Source organism: Sulfuriferula multivorans (assembly GCF_003851125.1).
GTDB lineage: Bacteria > Pseudomonadota > Gammaproteobacteria > Burkholderiales > Sulfuriferulaceae > Sulfuriferula > Sulfuriferula multivorans.
The window spans coordinates 39,480-54,140 of the sequence record NZ_BGOW01000002.1 but is presented as its reverse complement, the minus strand read 5'-3'; the positions used below and the strand labels follow the sequence as shown (position 1 = coordinate 54,140).

Below are 14,661 nucleotides of genomic sequence, written 5' to 3'. Positions count from 1 at the left end.
ATAGTTTCCAGGCGCGTCTGCACAGTATTCTTCCCTATAAGATCGTGCGCAGTAAAAAACTGCGCAATATTTACATTTACGGCTGATCGTCGGTCTGTGCTGGATCCAGCACTTTCAGGTCATTTTCACGCGCAAAATTCATCAGGAAAGAAAAAGCCGCCGGTTGCTCAATTTGTAGCTGTTTATCTACTACGACACATTTCACACCATCCAGCGTGGTCGGGCGCACGTAAGGTGAATAAGTCATACGGTGGTCTTCGCCAAAAGTCGATAACACACTGGACAGGCGCTCTGCCCAATCGCTGGGGCGAAATGTGCGTCCGGATGTAGTTAAACCTTGGATGATAAGTTCGGTATTGGAAGGCTCGGACATTATGGTGGTTTTTGCTGTATGCCTGATGTGCATTTTACCAGAGTATGGCGCATCGGTTAATGTACTGGTAGGCTAATATGCATGTTCATTCATTTAGTCGGCTAGGAATATTGATGAATATTAGACAGGACTGTGATTTTCCAGTTTAGTTGCGTGTCAAACAGTGGGTCATCGAATCCCCAACAACATCTAAACGATTCAAGTGCTTAAAAGTTTAACGCTTGCTGCCTGGCATGGTTTCAGCTAATTATAATCGTATGGCTGGTGTATTTTTCCCCTGCCGCAATCAGTAAATTTCCTGAGGAAAATAAATCTGTGAAAAATCCATTGGATTCGTTGTGGGGAACCATTTTTTCCGGTTTGGTACTCACCATAGTACTTTACGTTTTTCTCAAAAACTTTTTGTTGCCGGGGGTATGATGGAATTCGTTCCGGCACTAGCCAGATGGCTGCACTTGATGGCGGGCGTAATGTGGATTGGCCTTCTGTATTATTTTAATTTTGTACAGGCTGATGCCATGAAGGCGGCAGCCGCAGACGGTAGTGCGGCTGGGATCAGCAAGCATGTTGTACCACGCGCGTTATTGTTTTTTCGCTGGTCTGCTCTGGTTACCTGGCTGGCTGGAGCAGCATTGCTGGGACCATACTTCAAGGCGGCATTCAGTCTGCAACCATCCCATGCCGTGATTGGGATAGGGGCATGGCTGGGTACGATTATGTTGTTTAATGTATGGATGTTAATCTGGCCCAATCAGAGAAAAATCCTGGGTTTGGCTAAAGCCACGGATACGCAGAAAAATACTGCACGCAGGATAGCTTTTCTGGCGTCTCGTACCAATACCATGCTGTCCATCCCGATGTTGTTTTTCATGGCTGCGGGGGCACATAGCGGCGTATACGGCTTTTAAATTTGTTTAACTGTGGTCTGTTTAAAGGAGAAAGCGATGATTCATGAATTACCGGCCTTACCTTATGCCAAAGATGCTTTGCAACCGCATATTTCTGCGGAAACTCTCGAGTATCACTATGGCAAGCACCATCAGGCATATGTGACCAATCTGAATAACCTGATCAAGGGCAATGAATTTGAAAGCATGACCCTGGAGGAAATCATCAAGAAATCTTCCGGCGGTGTGTTCAACAATGCTGCCCAAGTATGGAATCATACCTTTTACTGGAATTGCCTCAGCCCCAACGGTGGCGGTGAGCCGAGCGGAGCGCTGGGCGATGCCATCAAGGCCAAATGGGGTTCGTTTGATGCATTCAAGGAAGCTTTCAGCAAAGCTGCCGTGGGTACTTTCGGATCGGGTTGGGCATGGCTGGTGAAAACGGCTGACGGTCAGATTGACATTGTTTCCACCAGTAACGCGGCTACACCGATGACCAGCGGCCAAAAGGCGCTAATGACCTGCGATGTGTGGGAGCATGCCTACTATGTGGATTATCGCAACGCCCGTCCCAAATATGTAGAGGCGTTCTGGAATCTGGTAAACTGGAAATTCGTGGCGCAAAATTTTGCGTCCTGAACGTAGCAGTTGGTAACACATCACGGCGGCGTAAGCCGCCGTGTGCTTTTTAACCCTCTCTATAAGTCAATGGCTATGTCTTATTTGATGAATACTTATGCACGTCAACCTGTGGCGTTTGTTCGGGGTGAAGGCGTGTGGCTGTGGGACGAAGCCGGTGACAAATACCTGGATGCGCTGGCAGGCGTGGCCGTCAACGGATTGGGACACGCGCACCCCAGGCTGGCTGCCGCGCTATGCGAGCAGGCACGTACACTGATCCACACTTCAAATATCTACGAGATACGGCGTCAGGAGCAACTCGCCCAGCGTTTGTGCCAGATATCCGGCATGGACAAGGCGTTTTTCTGCAACTCCGGCTGTGAAGCCAACGAAGCTGCCATCAAGCTGGCGCGACTATATGGTCATCAGAAAGGGATCACTACACCTACCATCATTGTCATGGAAAAAGCCTTTCACGGGCGCACCATGGCGACGCTGACCGCGACTGGCAGCCGCAAGGTACAGGCCGGTTTCGAGCCTTTGCTGATGGGCTTCGCGCGGGTACCCTATAATGATGTGGAAGCGGTACGCCAGGTGGCTGAGCACAATCATGATGTGGTGGCGATACTGGTCGAGCCGGTACAAGGCGAGGGCGGCATCAAGATTCCGGATGCCGAATATCTGCTCGCCTTGCGCAAGATTTGCGACGACAAGGGCTGGCTGCTGATGCTGGATGAGGTGCAAACGGGTATCGGCCGCACTGGTACCTGGTTTGGTTTTCAGCACTCTGACCTGTTGCCGGATGTGATGGCCTTGGCCAAAGGCCTGGGCTCCGGTATGCCGATAGGTGCTTGCCTCGCGCGCGGTGCGGCGGCGGATGTATTCAAGCCGGGCAATCACGGCTCCACTTTTGGCGGCAACCTGCTGGCTTGCACCGCCGGGCTGACCACCTTGCAGGTCATGGAAGATGAAGGCCTGCTGGCCAATGCAACCCGCATTGGCGGTGAAATTTTGTCAGGACTCAGGCAAGAGCTTGACGGTGTGGCGGGCGTCAAGCAAATACGCGGCTTGGGCATGATGATCGGCATCGAGCTGGATCGTCCGTGTGGCGAGCTGGTCAAACTGGCGCTGGCGCAACGCCTGTTGATCAACGTGACCGCCGATAACGTGGTGCGCCTGGTACCGCCGCTGGTGATGAATTCAGCCGAAGCGGCACAGCTGGTGGCCGTGCTTGCGCCACTGGTGCGCAGTTTTCTCGGCAGGGCCGTGTGATGCAAGCCATCAAGCACTTCCTACAGTTCCAGGATTTGACGCGCGAAGAATTCGAATACATTTTTGAGCGCGCGAAAATCATCAAGGCGCGTTTCAAGGGCTATCAAACCTATCATCCGCTGATGGATCGTACGCTGGCGATGATTTTCGAGAAACAATCCACTCGCACCCGCCTGTCATTTGAAGCAGGAATGCACCAGCTGGGCGGCTCGGCAATTTACCTCAACACCCGCGACACGCAGCTGGGGCGCGGTGAGCCGGTGGAAGATGCGGCGCAGGTGATTTCGCGCATGGTGGATATTGTGATGATCCGCACCTTCGAGCAGGACATTATTGAACGCTTCGCCGCCTATTCGCGGGTGCCGGTGATTAACGGGCTGACCAACGAATACCATCCGTGCCAAATCATGGCCGACATTTTCACCTTTATCGAGCGTCACGGTTGCATCATGGGCAAGACAGTAGCCTGGATCGGGGACTCCAACAACATGTGCAATACCTGGCTGCAAGCTGCCGTGGTACTGGATTTCAATGTGCATGTGTCGACTCCGCAAGGTTATGAAGTCGAACCGGAACGTGCCGGACTGTACGACACCAGTCACTACGAGAGTTTTGCCGACCCCATGGAAGCCTGCCGCGGTGCTGATCTGGTGACCACCGACGTGTGGACCAGCATGGGTTTCGAAGCGGAAAACGAAGAGCGTGTGCGTGATTTTCAGGACTGGCAGGTGGACGCCGACATGATGCGCGTGGCGGCCAGCGACGCGCTGTTCATGCACTGCCTGCCCGCCCACCGCGGCGAGGAAGTGGCGGCCGAGGTGATCGACGGCCCGCAAAGCGTGGTGTGGGATGAAGCCGAGAACCGGTTGCACACGCAGAAAGCCTTGATGGAATATTTATTGTTGGGAAAAGTAAATGAGTGACGTTAAAAAAGTCGTGCTTGCCTACTCGGGCGGGCTGGATACCTCGGTGATTTTGAAGTGGCTGCAGGATAGCTACCAATGCGAAGTGGTGACGTTTACTGCGGATATCGGCCAGGGCGAAGAGCTGGAACCGGCACGCGAAAAAGCCGGAAAATTCGGCGTGAAGGAAATCTTCATCGACGATTTGCGCGAAGAGTTCGTGCGCGATTTCGTGTTTCCCATGTTCCGCGCCAATACTGTATACGAGGGTGAATACCTGCTCGGCACGTCGATTGCCCGCCCGCTGATTGCCAAGCGCCTGATCGAGATTGCCAACCTGACCGGTGCCGACGCCATTTCGCACGGCGCCACCGGCAAGGGCAACGACCAGGTACGTTTCGAATTGGGCGCCTATGCGCTCAAGCCGGACATCAAAATCATCGCCCCGTGGCGCGAGTGGGACTTGTTGTCGCGCGAAAAGCTGCTGGCCTATGCCGAGCAGCACGCTATCCCGGTAGAAATGAAGCACAAGGCGGGCGGCAGCCCTTACAGCATGGACGCCAACCTGCTGCATATTTCCTATGAGGGGCGCGCGCTGGAAAATCCGGCAGACGAGCCAGAGGAAGACATGTGGCGCTGGACAGTATCACCGGAACAGGCGCCGGACGCGGCCGAATATGTTGATCTGGAATTCAGCCACGGCGATATCGTGGGCATCAACGGCCAGGCAATGAGCGCTGCAACTGTGCTGGCCGAGTTGAATCGTCTGGGCGGCAAGCACGGTATTGGTCGTCAGGATCTGGTGGAAAACCGCTATGTGGGGATGAAGTCGCGCGGCTGTTATGAAACCCCGGGCGGTACCATCATGCTCAAGGCTCATCGAGCCATCGAATCCATCACGCTGGATCGCGAGGTAGCGCATCTCAAGGACGATCTCATGCCGCGTTACGCCAGCCTGATTTACAATGGCTACTGGTGGAGTCCGGAGCGGACCATGCTGCAAACCATGATAGACGCATCGCAGGCGAGCGTGAATGGCTGGGTACGGGTCAAGCTATACAAGGGCAATGTGATTGTGGTGGGGCGCGATTCCGAGACCGATTCGCTGTTCGATTCCACCATCGCCACTTTTGAAGACGACGCAGGTGCCTATAACCAGGCCGATGCCGGCGGTTTCATCAAGCTCAACGCGCTGCGTTTGCGAATTGCCGCCAAACTCAAAAACCGCAGCAGCAATTAATACAGGAACCAGTCATGCCTCAATTCGATAACGTGAGCGTGGTCAAACAGGCCAATATATATTTTGATGGCAAATGCGTGTCGCATACCGTGGTATTTGCCGACGGCAGCAAAAAAAGTGTGGGTGTGATTTTTCCCAGCCAGTTGGTGTTCAATACCGGCGCACCTGAAATCATGGAAATAAACGGTGGTGTATGCAGAGTCAAGCTCGCTGGTGAATCCGACTGGAAAACCTACAAAGCGGGTGAGCGGTTCTCAGTGCCGGGTAATAGCAAATTCGATATAGAAACCATGGAAACACTGGATTATGTCTGCCACTTCGGCTGATATGTTCAATCAATACTGAACTGGAGTCCGACATGCCCTCATTTGATATCGTCTCCGAAGTAGACAAACAAGAAGTCAAAAATGCAGTCGAGCAAACCAACAAGGAAGTCTCGACGCGCTTCGATTTCAAGGGATCCGACGCGCGTGTGGAACAGGCGGAATATGTGCTTACGATTTACGCCGACGACGACTTCAAACTCGATCAGGTGCAGGAAATCCTCAATGGCAAGCTCATCAAACGGGGCATAGACATTAAGTGCCTGGAGATGGGAAAGTCGGAGAAAGTCACCGGTAACAAGGTCAAGCGGAGTGCCACGGTGAAAACCGGCGTGGAAAGCGAACTTGCCAAAAAAATCGTAAAAATCATCAAGGACAGCAAGCTCAAGGTGCAAGCCAGTATTCAGGGTGAAGCGGTACGCGTGACAGGCGCCAAGCGTGACCTGTTGCAGGAAACCATCGCGCTGGTACGTAAAAGCGTCAGCGATTTTCCATTACAGTTCCAGAACTTCAGGGATTGACCTATCCAAGGTGCATTCGGCTTTCATGCATGCCGGGCATCTGATATTCTGTATGCGTGTGTAAGCAGGTTTGCCTGGAGCTATGATCAAATGATTATTCGTGAAATTCTGACTATCAAGGGTGGCGATATTTTCGCTATCGACCCGGATCAACCAGTTTCAGAAGCGGTTGAGGTGATGGTGAAACACGATGTCGGTTCGTTAATCGTACGTCAGAATGGAACCATGGTCGGATTACTTACCGAGCGTGATGTGCTGCGCGGATTGAATGAGCGCGGCTGTGCGCTGATTGCGGTTAAAGTCAGCGATATGATGGTCACTGAACCCATCATCGGCAACCCGGACGACACCGTGGATTATGTGCGCGGCGTGATGACAGAAAACCGGGTTAGCCATCTGCCGGTAATGGAAGGCGAAACATTGCTTGGCGTGATTTCCTTCCATGACGTCGCGCGCGCCTGTCTCAACGAAGCGGATTTTGAAAACCGCCTGCTCAAGCGCTACATCAAACACTGGCCGGAATAATCGGCTGCCCCCTCAACGGATCGCCTCAATCGAAAATTTCTTGTACTGCACATTTGGCGTAATCAGCGCATAGCCCTGCATTTGCCAATGGACCAACTCAGTGATGGCATTGGGAACGATCTCGATAAAATCCTGGAAATCTCGCGCACTATAGCCGTATTCTTCGGCGGCATAGCTGCAAACCTTGAAGCTCACTCCCAGGTTTGCGTAGTAGCGCATCCTGTCCACGGCGTCTTTGTATTTCGCTTCGTTTTTTTTGGCGACAGTGACAATTTCCGTACCGTGTATGACTACCTTGATATCCAGCTGCTCGGGTGAATAACCATAGGGATCTTCCAGCAACGGGTTCATCAGGGAGCGTATCCAGTACAGCGCACTGCCAATTTTCCGCGGATCATCCAGAAAAAAATCAAATACGACCCTGGCAGGCTTATAAGGAGTTTTGACGATAGTAGCGTCTGCCAAGGCAGATGTCGGCCACGCCAGGAGCGAAACAATAAACAGGCGTCTTTTCATGATTATCTCTCCCTGTATTGAGAATAATCTGTTTATAGACGCTATCCTGCTTTACTGTTTCAGGCTGCTTAAAATCTGTCGATAAGCCGTTAGGCGGTCCGATGAAATATCCCCGGCAACCACTGCTTGTGCCACGGCACAGTCCGGCTCGTGTTGATGACGACAATTGCTGAATCGGCAATGACCGATATATGGGCGAAACTCGACAAAATACCGGTCGAGTTGTCCAGGCTCGATGTGGTTTAATCCAAACTCCTGCATGCCTGGTGAATCAATCAATCTGCTCGATGCATCCAGTTTGTACATGCGTGCACCGGTGGTGGTGTGGCGCCCTGAATCCAGTGCTTCGGATACCTCCCCGACTGTGGTGTGTGCTTCAGGTACCAGCGCGTTGATCAGGCTGGATTTGCCCATGCCGGATTGGCCTACGAAGACACTGATTTGACCTGACAGATAAGGCCGTAACGCGCTGATGTCTTGGTGGGCAGAGAGCGTCAGGAGCGGATAGCCCAGCTTTATATATGGTTCAAGACGGCGCTGAGCCGCATACGCAGGTTCCCCCAGGTCGTATTTATTCAAACAGATGAGTGCCGGGATGGCTGCGGCTTCGGCGGCAACCAGGCAGCGGTTGATGAGCAAATCATAAAAGCTGGGAACCGGCGCGACGACGATGACGATGCGCGACACGTTCGCTGCGATCAGCTTGCTGCGATGCGCAACCGAGCGATGCAACAGATTGTCGCGCGGGAGTATCGATTCGATGACGCCTTGTCCGGGAGAGGTCGGCAGAAAAACCACGCGATCGCCACAGGCGATGCCGCTGCGTTTACCGCGCGATACGCATTCGATCTGTGTGTCCCCGGCTTCAACCTGGTAGTGCCTGCCGAAGGTGGCAGTCACCAGGCCCTGCATGGGTATTGGGCTGGTCATCAGTGCGGGAGGCTGGCAGGGTAGATCATGCCCGTATTCTATTTCACTTGACGGTATAGTTGCAGAAGTGGCGACTTAATATTTCAGAAACGCTCGTTCAGGATGGGCGGCTTACAGATGGAACAGGGCGTCGATCTTGGCAGCACAGATGAAATCGTTTTCAGACAGGCCGTTCAGCGCGTGGGTGGTGTATTCCACGCGACACTGATTGTAGCCGAGATGGATGTCGGGATGATGATTTTCGCGGTGGGATATCCAAGCCACTGCATTCACGAATGCCATGGCTTGATAGTGGTCTTTAAAGCGGTAAGTTTTTGCTATTAATACGCCGTTCTGTTCCCACCCGTCCAGTTGGGCCAACAGCGTGGAGATTTCCGTCTGGCTCAGCGCAGGTGTGCCACCCTCGCAAGGCAGGCAGGATTTAGTGGTGAGGTCGCATGCGTCGGTCATGTGGTATTACTTGAACTTGTAATATTCCTGGTTCAGGTAAGCCTCTACATGCAACTCATCCTGCGGAAACCAGTTGGCACCGGTATTGGCGTTGCATGCAGCAACGCGCGCTGCGAGTTGCTGCGGGTTTTTGACCTTGCGATCGGCGCGGGTATAGATTTTGGAGCCGTCGCCGCCGACCATCGAAGCATGGCAACTCAAGCAGGATTTATCCACCAGCGTTTTTCCTATTTTCGGGTCGCCCTTGTCGAACGGGGCAGCATAGAGTGGAGCAGTGGCAATTAACAATGCAACGGCAAGAATGGATTTCATGTAAGGCCCTTTGAAACAGAGTATCTGTGTTAATTATGCACGGCTATCTGCAAACGCGCTATGCGCTGTTGAGCATCCGGATGCGAATTATAGAACATGGCATAGAGCGGGTCCGGGGTGAGGGTAGAAGCGTTATCCCGGTATAATTTGATCAATGCACTGATCAGGCTATGTGCCTGCGTTTGCACCGCAGCATACTGATCTGCTTCGAACTCATGTTTGCGTGAATACAGGCTGCTCAGCGGTTGCAACAGGAAGGTGAATACCGGCAATACCAGAAAAAACAGTACCAGCGCCATGCCGGTGTTCTGGCTTGTTACATTCAGGCCGTTAAAAAACCAGGTTTGCGTCATCAACCAGTTGAGTACCCACAGAAACACCAAGCTGGCTGCAAACACCCAGGCCATGCGCTTGACCACATGGCGGCGCTTGAAATGGCCCAGTTCATGTGCGAGCACGGCTTCTACCTCATCCGCCTCCAGGTGTTTCAGCAGGGTATCGAACAATACGATACGCTTGGTTTTGCCAAAGCCGGTGAAGTAGGCATTGCCATGACTGCTGCGTTTGGAGCCATCCATCACGAACAAGCCCTGTGCGGTAAAGCCGCATTTTTGCAATAACTGTTCTATGCGCGATTTGAGCGTGCCATTTTCCATCGGCTCAAAACGGTTGAACAATGGCGCAATGAAGGTCGGATAGATGGCAAGCAGGGTGAGATTGAAGCCTACCCATACCAGCCAGGTATAGAGCCACCATAAATTGCCTGCCGCCTGCATCAGCCACAATACGACGAACAGCAAGGGTAGCCCAAGCAGCACGCCAATCGTGGTCTGCATTAACAAGTCAATAAAAAAGCGTTTAGGTGTCAGCGCGTTAAACCCGAAGCGGTTTTCGATGACAAATTTTCGGTATAAATCCAGGGGCAATTCGATGGCGGCAGCTATCACCATCACGCTGCCAATAAGCAGAATATTGCGCGTCATTTCCGAAGCGAAAACGCCAGACAAAGCGTTATCCAGCCACTGCAATCCGCCTCCCAAGGTAAATGCCAGTAATAATGATGTTTCCACCATGATTTGCAGGAATGAAAGACGGGTTTTGGCGAGCGTGTAGTCAGCTGCCTTATGGTGTTGCGTAAGCGTGATGGTGTCAGAAAATGCAGCAGGCACGGCGTCCCGGTGGCTCGCAACATAACGCAAATGACGCTGTGCCAGCCAAATCCGCACCGATATACTGATCGCCAGGGCAGCAAGGAAAATAAGTGTGAATGTATTCATGGTGTGATTATGACACAATTGCCTTTTTCAACTTTGAATGGACATGATGGCTCAAGATAACAACAACCTGGTCTGGATAGACATGGAAATGTCCGGTTTGCTCCCCGACAGCGACCGCATTATCGAAGTGGCGCTGGTAGTCACCGACTCCCAGCTCAACACCGTAGCCGAAGCGCCGGTGCTGGTGGTACATCAGTCCGACGCCGTACTGGACGGCATGGATAGCTGGAACAAGGGCACGCACGGACGCTCCGGACTGATTGACAAGGTCAAGGCATCTACCCTGGATGAATCAGCAGTGGAAAACCAGATGATAGCGTTTTTGTCGCAGTACGTAGGCAAAGGTATTTCGCCCATGTGCGGAAATTCGATCTGTCAGGATCGCCGTTTTCTCGCACGCTACATGCCCAATCTTGAAGCTTACTTCCACTATCGTAATCTGGATGTCAGCACGCTCAAAGAGCTGGTCAAGCGCTGGAAACCCGCCGTCGCCAAAGGCTTTGTGAAGGAAAGCAAGCACGAAGCACTGGCCGACATTTACGATTCCATTGTCGAACTCAAATTTTATCGCGACAACTTCATCAATCTGGCGTAAATATGGGCGAAAATCCGCATCGCCGTGGCGGCCTCATCATGCTGACAATCGCCTGGGCGTTATTGTTTGCCGGTGCTTATTGGTATTTTCAACTGCGCCTGACGCACAATGCCAACCCCAATCGTGCCGAAGTTCTGGCTCTCCAGCACGGTGAAGTGCGCCTGCAACGCAATCAGGATGGACATTATCTGGCGCAAGGCAAAATCAATGGCCAGACCGTCACGTTTCTGGTGGACACCGGAGCGACGCGAGTTGCCATGTCGCCACAGCTGGCACAAAAACTGGCTTTGGTAGCCGGCTCCGCGGTCAACGTACAAACTGCCAATGGCGCCACGCGCGCCTACCAGACGCGTTTGCAAACGGTGCGACTGGGTTCGATCGAGGTGCATGATGTGGCAGCATTGATTACCACAGGGCTGGATGACAATACGGTATTGCTGGGGATGAGCTTCCTGAAGCAGATGGAATTCACCCAGCGCGGCTCCGAACTCACGCTCAAGCCACTGAGCCATACTTGATCATATAGTCGAACGCTATTTCAGGCCAAACTCAGAATTTCTCATCCGCCGCAAGATAACGCCACTGCCCGACGGGCAAATCGCCCAGTTTCACTTTGCCGATGCGCACGCGCTTCAAACCCACCACCTTGAGCCCCACCAATTCGCACATGCGGCGAATCTGGCGCTTTTTTCCTTCGCGCAGGATAAAGCTCAATTGATCCTGGTTTTGCCAGGTTACCCGTGCCGGACGCAGCGCCACATCATCAAGTTTCAAGCCGTGGTTGAGCAATTTGAGCCCTTCAGCACTGAGTTTTCCCTGCACCCGCACCAGATATTCCTTGTCCACGCTCGAATCATCACCGATCAGCTGTTTGGCAATCCGTCCATCCTGTGTCAGCACCAGCAAACCCGTGGAATCAATATCCAGACGCCCGGCAGGTGCCAGCCCGCGCGCGTGTTCGTTGGAAAAACGTATCCCGGAGCGGTCGTCAGCATAATGATTGGGTGCTGTCACCAGCGTTGCAGCGGGTTTGTAGCCATCCTCCGCCTGGGCAGACACAAATCCCACCGGCTTGTTCAGCAAAATCGTCACCCGACTGCCTTGTTCGTGCTGCGCTTGCCGGGCCAACTCGATGCTGCAATCCGGCGATACCTTGCTTCCCAGTTCATTGACCAGTATGCCGTCCACCTTCACCCAGCCGCGTTCAATATAAACATCCGCCTCGCGTCGCGAGCACAGACCACGTTCAGACATGAGTTTGGAGAGTCGAATGGTGTCCACAATGCAGGCCAGTTCAAAAGCCGGAATTTTACGCGACACTGGGTAAGATGCGCGCAATTTGTTTGACTGAAAAAGCCCGCTGTGATTAAATGCGCGCCTTATTGGGCGGTTAGCTCAGTGGTAGAGCACTGCCTTCACACGGCAGGGGTCGCAAGTTCAAACCTTGCACCGCCCACCAAATAATACAACTAGTTACCATTAAAAATAGACTGCTATATTTGTTGAGTTTATTTCAGGGACGGGGCTGCCAGCCTCTGCTTGTTTCAAAATCTGCATGATCTGGCTGTCGGTAAAGCGGGATGTCCTCATGTAAAAATTCCTCAAATCTCATTTAAGAAAATTCTACTTTCAAACGCCTCTTTTTTGTGGGGGGATTACCAATCCGCCAAGATCTAAATAGAGTGCCATGGTTTTTTCCAGCATCGCCGCCAAAGGGTAAGCCCCAGAATCGGCAACCACAACTGGCTGCTCCAGTAATCCAGTAACGCGTTCGATCAGCGCGTTCATATCGCCCAGTTCAACCAACCCAGCCGGATAGGCGGTCGCGAGTATCTCCCCCACGCCGCCGTGATTATACCCGACCACCGGCGTGCCCAGCCGCAGCGCCTCCAGCACTGTGCGGCCAAATGACTCCGGTTTGCTGGACAGCGAAAGCACGATTTCCGACACCGCAAACACTTCGCGCATGTCGCTGCGATGGCCGGTAAACGTGATGTCGCCAGCCAGCCCGCGCGCCGCCACGGCCTGGTGCAGTTCGCGTGCGTAGGCCCCGCGTCTGGGGTCTTCGCCGCCCACGATCAGCCCGTGTACCGGCAGCCCGCGTTGTTTCAGGCGCGCGATGAGTTCGATGAAGGCTTCGTGGCCTTTCAGCCGGGTCAGACGGCCGGGCAGGGTGAGGATGCGCTTGCCCGCCAGTTGCGGGTACTGCGCGCGCCATGCGGCCAGCCAGTCTGGTGCAGGCCTGTAGCCGTAGGGAAATTCCGCCGCATCCACGCCCCGGTAAATGACCTGGATGCGGCTGGCGTCGGTATCCGGATAGTTGCGCAGGATGTAGTCGCGGATGGTGTTGGAAACGGAGATAATGCGCTCGCCTTGCAGCATCACCTTGCTGTAGCGGTTGACCGAATACAGCCCGTGCACGGTGGTCACCAGTCGTGGCCGCGTTGCCGGGTCCATGCCGCGCCAGGCCAGATAAGCCACCCACGCCGGCATGCGCGAGCGTACATGCAGGATGTCTACCTCGTGCTCAAGCAGAAAACGCCGCAGGCGCGGCACCAGGCGCAGCGTAAACAGCGATTTCTTGCCCACCGGCCAGGTGAAATGCGTCGCGCCTTCCGCTTCCAGTTGCGCCACCATGCGCCCGCCCGCCGACATCACCAGCGCACGATGTCCGTGCTGCACCAGATGGCGCGCCACTTCCAGTGTGCCGCGCTCTACCCCGCCACCCTGAAGTGCCGGAAGGACTTGCAGGACGGTGAGGGATTTGTTGTTCAAAGAGTCCACTGATATGCCGTCATATCCAGCGCCGGTTTCCTGCCTGCGATCAAATCCGTCAGCAGCCGCGCACTGGCGGGTGCCATGGTCACGCCATAGCGAAAGTGCCCGGTGTTGGCGTAGAGATTTTCGACCAGCGGGTGGCGCCCTATGGTCGGGATATTATCCGGCGAGCCGGGGCGCAGTCCGCTCCAGTGCTGCACCAGCGGTGCCGACTGTAGCGTGGGCAGGATATCGGTTGCGGCGTTGTAGAGCATTTGCCTGACCGTTTCGGTGGTGCTTTTGTCAAAGCCCACATCTTCCACCGTGCTGCCTGCCAGAATATGCCCGTCCCGGCGCGGGATCAGATAAATGCTCTGGCGATAGACGATATGCGGGAGCAGATCCGGAGCGGCCTTGAACAGCAGCATCTGCCCGCGCATCGGCTTGATCGGCCAATGGGGCGCGATCTCACCCAATACCGACTGGCTCCAGGCACCGGCAGCTACGATGTAGGCGCTGGCCTGTAGTTTTCCCCGTGACGTATCGAGATAATCAATGCGTGCCGGACTGGCGCGCGCAACTCGCGTGACTTCAACGCCCTCCAGCAGATTGATCCCGGCATCCAGGGCAGCAACGCGCAGCGCCTGCACCAGACGCGGATTGCGCACCTGCGCCACATCCGGCAGCCACAACGCAGAGCTGTTCCCCGCTAATCCAGGTACTCGCTGTTGCGCGGGTTCGTAGCTATGGCGCCAGCCGTGCTGCACGCACCAGTGTTCGGCGGAAATCTCGTCCACCGGCGGCAGCACCAGCATCCCGCTGACTTGAAATTCGGGGTCTATGCCGCTGTTGGATATCAGATCAGCCGACCAGTGCGGGTAAAGTTCGACACCCAGATTGCACAGCCGGGAAACCGCATCCGGGTAGTCCCATGGCAGCAATGGCGACAAGATGCCGCCACCCGCCCAGGAAGATTCCGCCCCAGCCACGCCGCGCTCCAGCACCGTAACGCGCGCGCCATCACGCGCCAGTTCGAGTGCGCTGGATAAGCCGATGACACCACCGCCGATGATGAGGAAGTCCGGATTCAAAGTGAACGAATGAAGGTTTGAGGCTCAAGACAAGCCGTTTTTGGCCGTTCATTCTAACAAACCTGCCGC

The 14,661-nt window shown here is 54.2% G+C and carries 19 protein-coding genes and 1 tRNA gene; 11 read left to right on the top strand and 9 right to left on the bottom strand.

Annotated features, from left to right (window positions below; translation table 11 throughout):
• Positions 1 to 76: 76 nt before the first annotated feature.
• On the bottom strand, positions 77 to 373 hold the full coding sequence (locus EI185_RS01445) for a DUF3579 domain-containing protein (protein ID WP_124703343.1): 297 nt from the start codon (positions 371 to 373) through the stop codon (positions 77 to 79).
• A 419-nt stretch (positions 374 to 792) separates the two neighbouring features.
• Between EI185_RS01445 and EI185_RS01440 the strand changes: the two genes are divergently transcribed.
• From EI185_RS01440 to EI185_RS01405, 8 genes are all read left to right on the top strand, one after another.
• Complete coding sequence (locus EI185_RS01440; protein WP_124703558.1) at positions 793 to 1,281, top strand: urate hydroxylase PuuD; 489 nt, start codon at positions 793 to 795, stop codon at positions 1,279 to 1,281.
• A 36-nt stretch (positions 1,282 to 1,317) separates the two neighbouring features.
• Positions 1,318 to 1,899: a superoxide dismutase gene (locus tag EI185_RS01435; protein ID WP_124703342.1), complete on the top strand. Its 582-nt coding sequence runs from the start codon at positions 1,318 to 1,320 to the stop codon at positions 1,897 to 1,899.
• Between the two features lie 75 nt (positions 1,900 to 1,974).
• Positions 1,975 to 3,153 (top strand): aspartate aminotransferase family protein, encoded by a 1,179-nt coding sequence (locus EI185_RS01430; RefSeq protein ID WP_124703341.1) that lies wholly within the window; start codon positions 1,975 to 1,977, stop codon positions 3,151 to 3,153.
• Entirely contained in the window at positions 3,153 to 4,076 is a 924-nt protein-coding gene (gene argF, locus EI185_RS01425) for an ornithine carbamoyltransferase (RefSeq protein ID WP_124703340.1), read from the top strand. Before EI185_RS01430 ends, argF begins: the two co-directional genes overlap by 1 nt.
• On the top strand, positions 4,069 to 5,295 hold the full coding sequence (locus EI185_RS01420) for an argininosuccinate synthase (protein ID WP_124703339.1): 1,227 nt from the start codon (positions 4,069 to 4,071) through the stop codon (positions 5,293 to 5,295). The genes argF and EI185_RS01420 overlap by 8 nt, the downstream gene beginning before the upstream one ends.
• A 14-nt stretch (positions 5,296 to 5,309) precedes the next feature.
• A complete protein-coding gene (gene ppnP, locus EI185_RS01415; RefSeq protein WP_124703338.1) occupies positions 5,310 to 5,621 on the top strand; it encodes a pyrimidine/purine nucleoside phosphorylase in 312 nt (103 codons plus the stop codon).
• A 32-nt stretch (positions 5,622 to 5,653) separates the two neighbouring features.
• The gene (locus EI185_RS01410; protein WP_124703337.1) at positions 5,654 to 6,139 is read left to right on the top strand and encodes a YajQ family cyclic di-GMP-binding protein; all 486 of its coding nucleotides are present in this window, start codon (positions 5,654 to 5,656) and stop codon (positions 6,137 to 6,139) included.
• Positions 6,140 to 6,229: 90 nt separating this feature from the next.
• Positions 6,230 to 6,664, top strand: coding sequence for a CBS domain-containing protein (locus tag EI185_RS01405; RefSeq protein ID WP_124703336.1), 435 nt, complete (start codon positions 6,230 to 6,232; stop codon positions 6,662 to 6,664).
• 12 nt (positions 6,665 to 6,676) lie between these two features.
• On the opposite strand, the gene EI185_RS01400 is transcribed toward EI185_RS01405, so the two are convergent.
• The 5 genes from EI185_RS01400 to EI185_RS01380 form a co-directional block, all read right to left on the bottom strand.
• The gene (locus EI185_RS01400) at positions 6,677 to 7,180 is read right to left on the bottom strand and encodes a DsrE family protein (protein WP_124703335.1); all 504 of its coding nucleotides are present in this window, start codon (positions 7,178 to 7,180) and stop codon (positions 6,677 to 6,679) included.
• Positions 7,181 to 7,231: 51 nt separating this feature from the next.
• Positions 7,232 to 8,110 carry a ribosome small subunit-dependent GTPase A gene (gene rsgA / locus EI185_RS01395; RefSeq protein WP_223247604.1) on the bottom strand — a complete coding sequence of 293 codons (879 nt, stop codon included), beginning with the start codon at positions 8,108 to 8,110 and terminating at the stop codon, positions 7,232 to 7,234.
• A 111-nt stretch (positions 8,111 to 8,221) separates the two neighbouring features.
• Entirely contained in the window at positions 8,222 to 8,560 is a 339-nt protein-coding gene (locus tag EI185_RS01390) for a 4a-hydroxytetrahydrobiopterin dehydratase (protein ID WP_124703334.1), read from the bottom strand.
• A gap of 6 nt (positions 8,561 to 8,566) precedes the next feature.
• Positions 8,567 to 8,872, bottom strand: coding sequence for a cytochrome c (locus EI185_RS01385; protein ID WP_124703333.1), 306 nt, complete (start codon positions 8,870 to 8,872; stop codon positions 8,567 to 8,569).
• A gap of 29 nt (positions 8,873 to 8,901) precedes the next feature.
• Complete coding sequence (locus EI185_RS01380) at positions 8,902 to 10,149, bottom strand: M48 family metallopeptidase (protein WP_124703332.1); 1,248 nt, start codon at positions 10,147 to 10,149, stop codon at positions 8,902 to 8,904.
• A 46-nt stretch (positions 10,150 to 10,195) separates the two neighbouring features.
• On the opposite strand from EI185_RS01380, the gene orn reads away from it, so the two are divergent.
• The gene (gene orn, locus EI185_RS01375) at positions 10,196 to 10,744 is read left to right on the top strand and encodes an oligoribonuclease (protein ID WP_124703556.1); all 549 of its coding nucleotides are present in this window, start codon (positions 10,196 to 10,198) and stop codon (positions 10,742 to 10,744) included.
• 38 nt (positions 10,745 to 10,782) lie between these two features.
• Positions 10,783 to 11,262 carry a retropepsin-like aspartic protease family protein gene (locus EI185_RS01370; RefSeq protein WP_223247603.1) on the top strand — a complete coding sequence of 160 codons (480 nt, stop codon included), beginning with the start codon at positions 10,783 to 10,785 and terminating at the stop codon, positions 11,260 to 11,262.
• Positions 11,263 to 11,293: 31 nt separating this feature from the next.
• Here EI185_RS01370 and EI185_RS01365 read toward each other — a convergent pair whose 3' ends face one another.
• A complete protein-coding gene (locus EI185_RS01365) occupies positions 11,294 to 12,064 on the bottom strand; it encodes a pseudouridine synthase (RefSeq protein ID WP_223247602.1) in 771 nt (256 codons plus the stop codon).
• A gap of 64 nt (positions 12,065 to 12,128) precedes the next feature.
• Here EI185_RS01365 and EI185_RS01360 point away from each other — a divergent pair.
• Positions 12,129 to 12,203, top strand: a tRNA-Val gene (locus tag EI185_RS01360).
• Between the two features lie 170 nt (positions 12,204 to 12,373).
• Here the strand turns inward: EI185_RS01360 and EI185_RS01355 are convergent.
• Positions 12,374 to 13,519 (bottom strand): glycosyltransferase family 4 protein, encoded by a 1,146-nt coding sequence (locus EI185_RS01355; protein ID WP_124703330.1) that lies wholly within the window; start codon positions 13,517 to 13,519, stop codon positions 12,374 to 12,376.
• Positions 13,516 to 14,592, bottom strand: a complete 1,077-nt coding sequence (gene thiO / locus EI185_RS01350; RefSeq protein WP_124703329.1) for a glycine oxidase ThiO — start codon at positions 14,590 to 14,592, stop codon at positions 13,516 to 13,518. The genes EI185_RS01355 and thiO overlap by 4 nt, the downstream gene beginning before the upstream one ends.
• Positions 14,593 to 14,661 lie beyond the last annotated feature (69 nt).

Excerpts from the sequence above, each read along its gene's own strand:
- EI185_RS01445 (WP_124703343.1), bottom strand. The coding sequence starts at position 373 with ATGTCCGAGCCTTCCAATACCGAACTTATCATCCAAGGTTTAACTACA.
- EI185_RS01440 (WP_124703558.1), top strand. The coding sequence starts at position 793 with ATGGAATTCGTTCCGGCACTAGCCAGATGGCTGCACTTGATGGCGGGC.
- EI185_RS01435 (WP_124703342.1), top strand. The coding sequence starts at position 1,318 with ATGATTCATGAATTACCGGCCTTACCTTATGCCAAAGATGCTTTGCAA.
- EI185_RS01430 (WP_124703341.1), top strand. The coding sequence starts at position 1,975 with ATGTCTTATTTGATGAATACTTATGCACGTCAACCTGTGGCGTTTGTT.
- argF (WP_124703340.1), top strand. The coding sequence starts at position 3,153 with ATGCAAGCCATCAAGCACTTCCTACAGTTCCAGGATTTGACGCGCGAA.
- EI185_RS01420 (WP_124703339.1), top strand. The coding sequence starts at position 4,069 with ATGAGTGACGTTAAAAAAGTCGTGCTTGCCTACTCGGGCGGGCTGGAT.
- ppnP (WP_124703338.1), top strand. The coding sequence starts at position 5,310 with ATGCCTCAATTCGATAACGTGAGCGTGGTCAAACAGGCCAATATATAT.
- EI185_RS01410 (WP_124703337.1), top strand. The coding sequence starts at position 5,654 with ATGCCCTCATTTGATATCGTCTCCGAAGTAGACAAACAAGAAGTCAAA.
- EI185_RS01405 (WP_124703336.1), top strand. The coding sequence starts at position 6,230 with ATGATTATTCGTGAAATTCTGACTATCAAGGGTGGCGATATTTTCGCT.
- EI185_RS01400 (WP_124703335.1), bottom strand. The coding sequence starts at position 7,180 with ATGAAAAGACGCCTGTTTATTGTTTCGCTCCTGGCGTGGCCGACATCT.
- rsgA (WP_223247604.1), bottom strand. The coding sequence starts at position 8,110 with ATGACCAGCCCAATACCCATGCAGGGCCTGGTGACTGCCACCTTCGGC.
- EI185_RS01390 (WP_124703334.1), bottom strand. The coding sequence starts at position 8,560 with ATGACCGACGCATGCGACCTCACCACTAAATCCTGCCTGCCTTGCGAG.
- EI185_RS01385 (WP_124703333.1), bottom strand. The coding sequence starts at position 8,872 with ATGAAATCCATTCTTGCCGTTGCATTGTTAATTGCCACTGCTCCACTC.
- EI185_RS01380 (WP_124703332.1), bottom strand. The coding sequence starts at position 10,149 with ATGAATACATTCACACTTATTTTCCTTGCTGCCCTGGCGATCAGTATA.
- orn (WP_124703556.1), top strand. The coding sequence starts at position 10,196 with ATGGCTCAAGATAACAACAACCTGGTCTGGATAGACATGGAAATGTCC.
- EI185_RS01370 (WP_223247603.1), top strand. The coding sequence starts at position 10,783 with ATGCTGACAATCGCCTGGGCGTTATTGTTTGCCGGTGCTTATTGGTAT.